The organism is Halorutilus salinus (assembly GCF_026242195.1).
Taxonomy (GTDB): Archaea; Halobacteriota; Halobacteria; order Halobacteriales; family Halorutilaceae; genus Halorutilus; species Halorutilus salinus.
Genome location: NZ_RKLV01000011.1, coordinates 73225 through 79396 on the forward strand (window position 1 = coordinate 73225; position 6172 = coordinate 79396).

Here is a 6172-nt window from a genome sequence, read left to right on the forward strand (position 1 = left end):
ACGGTCGCATCAAGAACAGTTGGACTCGACGGACTACTCATTGAGTTTCCGAGCGGCTTCTATCTCATCCTCCGCATCGTCCATGTCTTCAGGTCCGAGTCGTACCTCTACACCGTGTTCCCGGAGTATCTCGGGCATCTCTTGACGTGGTACCTCGGCGAGTCTAGCCGCCTTTCCGAGGCTAATTTCGTCTTCTTCGTAGAGACGGACGGCGGCGGCTATCCGTGCGTCTTCGTCGTCTTCGAAGTACTGTCTGATAGCGTGACGGATGGCGTCGCTCTTATTCTCAAACACTCCGGCTTTGATACTCCCCTCTACGAGCTGGTGGATGTCGTTGGGGAGGGTACTGGTGGTTCGGGGCATCTTCATACATTATATGTATTCATACATTATATGATTAACGGTGGTGTGATTCGCCATTCATCTCGTCGACGTTTGGTTTTAGAACCGATATCGTCATGATGGCAAGCCGCTCAGAAACGTCTGCAAGACACTCACCGCTCGTCGGACTCGGTGGCGTCGTCCTCCGTCGGAGCCTTAGACGGATGATGACGGACGGGTGATACCTCGACGAGCTTGTTGGGCGACATATCTCGTATCTCCTCGTAAGAGAAGTCATCCAGATTCTTCCTGTCGCCCTTGTCCGTTTTGGAGCTCATTTTCGTAGCCTCCTTATCCCTAAGTCCTCTTCATATTCTTCTACATACCGTTTCCATTTATCTCTTGTGTACGATGCGGCGAAATGAGGGTAGTAGTATGGTTCCTCGGGAACAGGTCTGTCGGAGTGGTCGCGGATTTCATCCTCGTCTATAGTTTCAACCTTCTCGCCGTCACGTATGATATCGAGGTGAAGTTCGTCGTGACCTGTTTCGGCGCCGGGGTTGTAGTCCAGTCGCATCACCTCCGACCACTGTTCCTCCTCTCCGTAGTCGTGATGTCCGTAGAGAAGCTTCGAAATGAACTTTTCGAGAGCTTTCTTCTCCTCGCTCTCGAAAAAGCTGTTCATAAATATAAGCACCGGCGGATCATAGCTGAGGTACTCGGCACCGTCTGGCGGTGGGTCACCTAACCCACGGAAGTCGTCGATACTCATCTGGTTCCTCGTTTGACCCTGAACTGTCTAAGTCCTGTCGACATATGTGAGAGATGTGCGGTCAGTAAGACGATCATCCCCTCGATAGAACCGGCGTCCCCATGGACCAGGCGGATTTTAAAACCTCTTCGTCGTCGTCAGCGTCCGTCGGTATGTGGTTTTAAAATCCCTTCGTGGGGTCGTAGATGCCGTCGTTTTCGTCGTTCCCACCGTCTTCGTCGTCGTTTGCTTCGTCGGTATCGGTTTTAAAACCTCTCCTCCTTCGGTCGTTTGGGTCGTCCTCGACGCGTTCGACGAGTCTATCGACGGTATCTTCGAGACGGCTGACGCGCGCCTTTAGTCTCTGTATCTCCTCGTCGCTGTCGTGCGTTTTAAAACCGTCATCGGCGTGCGATGACGGTATCTCCACCGACCGTGAGCAGGACGGACACGTCGTATGGTCGGTGAGGCTACCCGTGTAGTTCCACGTATGACCGCATCCGCAGTTTAGCTCTGTCATGCTACGCGTGCTATAGGTACTGGAGACGGATAACTTCCTATTTCGCTATCGCCATCTTGCGGTTTTATGAAGTTCGCTGACGGCGACGGGTAATTACTATTCCGCCGTCTGTGTCGTGCGGTTTTCTCGTCGGCGTCGGGAATAGTAATTCATCGGCGCTTTCTTGCGGTTTTCGTTGGCGTGACCGTCGAATTACTATTTTCGCAACTGTGTCTGCGACTTTCTCGTTATAAGATTACGAGTCTCGTGAGTTACCCAGAAGCATCTCGCGCGCACGCCGGACGTAGCTGTTACCCTTCCAGCTCCGCGCTTCGGTCATGTCGTCGAGTGCATCGACTGCCTCCTCCTCCGATAGCGCGTCCTTGTGTACGAGAACCTCCAACAGCTTCGGCGTCGTTACTAACCTCACGTCGGTGAGGGACGCGTGAATCAGACCGATACGGTTGAACCCATCGTAGAGGAACAGGTCGACGTTTTCTCGCTTCGCGAGAGAGACGGCGGCGTTCTCTCCTTCGTCAAGAGGGAAGTCGGTGTTGAGTTCGGCGTTTCGGACGGCGTTGTCGTCGAGACGGCTTAGCACCTCGTCGGCAGTGTTCGCCGTCTCGTCGTCGTACTCGGCTGTCTCTTCGAGTTCGTCAACGACCTCGCGCGGAACGAGTACGTCGTACTCGTCGAAGACGGTGTCCAGAACGTCCGGTGCGGACGCGATACTCAGAAGCGCGGACATGTCGGCGATTACCCTCGACATCTATACGTCGGCGAGTTCTTCGGCGTCGGCTTCCAACTGTTTCTTCAGCACGCGGAAGTTCGCCGCCTCCTCATGCCCCACAAGGTCGGCGAGTTCGTCAAACGTGATTCTGTCGTCGTAGTAGGCGTCGGCTATCTCCTGTTTCACCTTGTCGTCGTGCGCGGCTTCGCGCAGGTAGTCACGCAACGCGTCTATCAGAACGTCCGTGCGGTCGGTGTCGAGTACCTCGGCGAGGGAGTCGGCGCGGTCCACGAGACTCCGCGGCGCGCGAAACTGAACGCGTTTCTTCTCAGACATATGTGTATATTGTGAGTGTGAGACGGTTAAAGATTCGGGTGGTGTTCGTCCTGTACTCCCGGTTCGCAGTTACTGGCACCGGACAGGTCCGACGCGGTGCTCGTCAAGGGCGACCTGCCCGAATAGCACCGACGTGCTTCACGGTCGACGCCCCCTATTTAACTCCAGTACGGCGTAGTTTACGGTGTCCTGCAGTGTGGTTCAAGACTGGATCTGTAACGGGACTGAGGGGTGCTTCACGGTAGAACAGGGTGCCTATTTATCCGGGTCAGCCACGGGTATAGGAGTAGGTTGTAACTGGAGGAAAGACGAGAACAGAAGTAGATTTTAGGGGCTGTTTCGGTAGTGTTCAGGTTTGCGTGGAAGATGCTCATCTGAACACCGCTCCTGTGACGGCGAAAATATCTTTTTTCCTTACGTTAGATACTTTTCATTAGCCCTGATTATATAGTGTAGCCAGAACCCACCGAAGGAAAACCATGATACGAACAGCAAACAAGTACCAGGCAACTGAATTAGGGACGCTTGCTTCCTGGCAGGTATACCTCCAAGAACAACATAACCCGTCCTATAGCCACCCAACAGTAACTCAGGGGGAACGGTGAGCAGTATGGGTACCCTCAACGGGACGGCATCAGACCGTCCGATACTGTTCTTCCTGGCTGTACTAGTCGCCTACTCAACGGCTGTCGCTACAGCTATCTATACCGTGCTTGGAGGAGTATCCCCGAGACTGAGAGTAGCCATGTACGCGTGGGGTCCGATGGTCGGTGCGGGTGTGACAGTCTGGATGTCGGACGAAAGCCTCCGGAACTGGCTCGGTCAGCTACGTAACCTGCGAGTAGGGGTTCGCTGGTATCTCGTTGGTGTCGGAATTATGGTCATCGGGACGGAGTTCGAAAACATCGTCGCGTTGATACTAGGCGGTGACATGTCGGCTCCGGCGGCTCCACCGGCTACTTATCTATTCCTTTTTGGGTTCACGCTGTTTTTCGCCGGCGCTCTAGAGGAGCTAGGCTGGCGTGGCTTCTTACAGCCCCGTCTCCAGCGACGTTTCAGTGCGCTCTCGGCGAGTATAGGTATCGGACTCCTGTGGGGTCTCTGGCACGTCCCGATGATACTCGCCGGTCTCGGGAACTTCACCAACTTCGGTGAGTATATGGTGAACATAGTCGCTGTATCGATCATCTTCGGGTGGCTGTACAACAGCACGAAAGCGGCGTTGCCGGTCGTGATGATAACACACGCCTCGCATAATATGCCCCCGGTGGCTACCGGTGACGTTCCCGCGGTGTTTGACTTTGTTTCGGGAGATACGGTACTCTATGTGTCCTGTGCGGCAATAATCGTACTGTACGCCGGAGCACAGACTCTGACACAGGACAGAACACCACCCGATATCCCAGGTTGACCTGTCCCGAGATGGGAGTCCTACAGACTGACCCATCAAGTACACTCCGTGTATAGGGTGTCATAGAATAGTTCACATAGCACCTTGTTTCATCCACTGGTTACTGAATTAGCCAGTGCGAGGATGTGTATCTCTATCGCCCGCGGAGGAGTGGGGGTACAAATGCATAGGCGCAGATGAGTAGTGTGATAATGAATAGAGGAAACCCTAGTCCATCTTCATCGGCGATTATGAGTCCGGTTGTAAGGATTGACACTGCCATAGCGACGAGTGCTGTGCGGATTGAACGGAGGTGTGCACGGAGCAGGTCTTGTTCATCTGTCATACGTGTGCCAGATGTGGGTTCAATATTAGCCTTGCGAACTAATGTATTGTAGCAAATCCTACTTATCTCAGTTGTACGGAGGCGAGGGAACGAAGAACGGGTGTGTGAACCGTTGTATGAGATCCTCTCCATATATGCAGGACTGTCCGAGAATGGGATAGTCGGCGGTTTTTCCTCGGGCGATGGCGGATAGTTATATACAATCAGGGACACTGAATATGTACGAAAACGGGGGAGAAGGGGAAGGGTAAGCCATCCTAGAGTCAGATCTTTCCGTTATCGCCTTCTGCGGGACCGAATGAGTTCGACGACGCGTTCAGGTTCCGGAACGAACGGGATAGATGACCTCGGTTCGTGGTTCTTTAGTTCGTTCTCCGGGGGACTGTCAGTGCGTTCGAAAGAAACCGTCCCCGCGTCCAGCCACAGCGGGCTTCCGAACAGACCCCTCTCTACGGACACGTCCCGCATCCTGTCGTACGGAACCGACCACTGTGGCTCCTGTAGCCGTCTGTCGTACGCCACCAGTTCGGAGTCGTAGAACCTGTACTCCACCCCACCGACACCGAGTTTCATGTGTACCACGCTTACCGCCGAGAGCGTCAACGTCAGGATCGACAGGACGCCTATCACCAGCGAGAAAAAGACGACGGAGCCGTTTAGCAGGGCGAGGGCAGAGAGGGCTAAGACGAACAGTACACCGACCCTGAACTCTACACCTTCGGTGCTGAACCGCTTGTCGACGACACCGCCCGCGGCTATGGCGTTGACAAACCCTGCGGCGATGACAGAGGACCGTTTGGGCTCCGCGGTCTCGAAAGGTCGCCTGTCGGGGACAGACGGCGGGGAGGGGATAACGACGTCTCTCTGTCCCAACAGCCTTGACTTTACCCGTGAGAGTAAGCCGTCATTCGTACCGGCTCCGTCTTCACAGTTTCCCTCCTCGTCGGTTTCTCCGTCGACGAACCGTATGCGGGAGGCGCGCACTCCGTACCCGAGACGGAGGAGAACCAACACGGAAGCCCAGAACATCATTCCGTTTCGTGTCGCCCCTACGCCGTTCTGTGAGAGCGCCCCCACGGTACCCTCGGATACGAGGTACAGTATACCGGCGTAGAGCGTGAGGACTAAGAGACGTTTTCCCGGTACGACCGCGTCGCCGGGTTCGGTTTCGTGCACGCCTGAAGCTATGTGCTCTTTGAGTATCAGCCACGACTTCGCCGCCGCCGCTGCTACTCCCCCTACGAGTAAGAAAGGGGTGAAAGGATTTCTCCAGAAGTCCGAGGGAACTTGAACAGCCAAGACGTAAGCCGTTGAGATAGAAGAGACTACAATCAAGAGAACCACCCCTATGCTCTCGGGAACGTTCCGCGGGTAGAACGGTGGGAGCTTGTCTGTCACCCTGACGGCTCCGCGTTTGTGTTTCAGGAGTCGGAGCGGGAGAAGAGCCTGAAACACGGTCTTGCTCGTCGTCTTACGTGCGAGTAGACGCTGTGCCATCGCACGGAAGGAGAGGAACAACAGGTCTATCCAGTACAGGACGGCAACGGCTACTAACGACAGGTATCCGTAAGCGACGATAGACGCCATCGCCACCGCCTCAACACAGAGGGTCGCAAGGACGAGTCTACGGCTTCTTCCCATGTATATAACCTAAGCTGTATGCGGTTCTGTACGACGACTTCGGATCAAGGTCAAGTTCCTGTGGATAGTCTAAAAAAGGGACGTAACAGCCTACGCGGGAGCCATACGAGGAACTCAACGACCGGTGTCGCCCTTCCCCACCGGTGTGGCTCTGCGAA

9 protein-coding genes are annotated in these 6172 nt (G+C 54.8%); 1 reads left to right on the forward strand and 8 read right to left on the reverse strand.

What is annotated here, in order from left to right:
- Positions 1–33 precede the first annotated feature (33 nt).
- From EGH25_RS10475 to EGH25_RS10500, 6 genes are all read right to left on the reverse strand, one after another.
- Positions 34–363, reverse strand: a complete 330-nt coding sequence (locus tag EGH25_RS10475; protein ID WP_266088340.1) for a UPF0175 family protein — start codon at positions 361–363, stop codon at positions 34–36.
- Positions 364–494: 131 nt separating this feature from the next.
- On the reverse strand, positions 495–659 hold the full coding sequence (locus EGH25_RS10480) for a hypothetical protein (protein WP_266088341.1): 165 nt from the start codon (positions 657–659) through the stop codon (positions 495–497).
- Entirely contained in the window at positions 656–1093 is a 438-nt protein-coding gene (locus tag EGH25_RS10485; protein WP_266088342.1) for a DUF7718 family protein, read from the reverse strand. Before EGH25_RS10485 ends, EGH25_RS10480 begins: the two co-directional genes overlap by 4 nt.
- Before the next feature lie 160 nt (positions 1094–1253).
- Positions 1254–1592 carry a hypothetical protein gene (locus tag EGH25_RS10490; RefSeq protein WP_266088343.1) on the reverse strand — a complete coding sequence of 113 codons (339 nt, stop codon included), beginning with the start codon at positions 1590–1592 and terminating at the stop codon, positions 1254–1256.
- Positions 1593–1827: 235 nt separating this feature from the next.
- Positions 1828–2340, reverse strand: a complete 513-nt coding sequence (locus EGH25_RS10495; RefSeq protein ID WP_266088345.1) for a PIN domain-containing protein — start codon at positions 2338–2340, stop codon at positions 1828–1830.
- Positions 2341–2637: a hypothetical protein gene (locus EGH25_RS10500; protein ID WP_266088346.1), complete on the reverse strand. Its 297-nt coding sequence runs from the start codon at positions 2635–2637 to the stop codon at positions 2341–2343.
- Positions 2638–3247: 610 nt separating this feature from the next.
- Here EGH25_RS10500 and EGH25_RS10505 point away from each other — a divergent pair.
- On the forward strand, positions 3248–4048 hold the full coding sequence (locus EGH25_RS10505; RefSeq protein ID WP_266088348.1) for a CPBP family intramembrane glutamic endopeptidase: 801 nt from the start codon (positions 3248–3250) through the stop codon (positions 4046–4048).
- A 133-nt stretch (positions 4049–4181) separates the two neighbouring features.
- On the opposite strand, the gene EGH25_RS10510 is transcribed toward EGH25_RS10505, so the two are convergent.
- Both EGH25_RS10510 and EGH25_RS10515 read right to left on the reverse strand, forming a co-directional pair.
- A complete protein-coding gene (locus EGH25_RS10510) occupies positions 4182–4373 on the reverse strand; it encodes a hypothetical protein (protein ID WP_266088350.1) in 192 nt (63 codons plus the stop codon).
- 276 nt (positions 4374–4649) lie between these two features.
- The gene (locus EGH25_RS10515) at positions 4650–6014 is read right to left on the reverse strand and encodes a hypothetical protein (RefSeq protein ID WP_266088352.1); all 1365 of its coding nucleotides are present in this window, start codon (positions 6012–6014) and stop codon (positions 4650–4652) included.
- Positions 6015–6172: the final 158 nt, after the last annotated feature.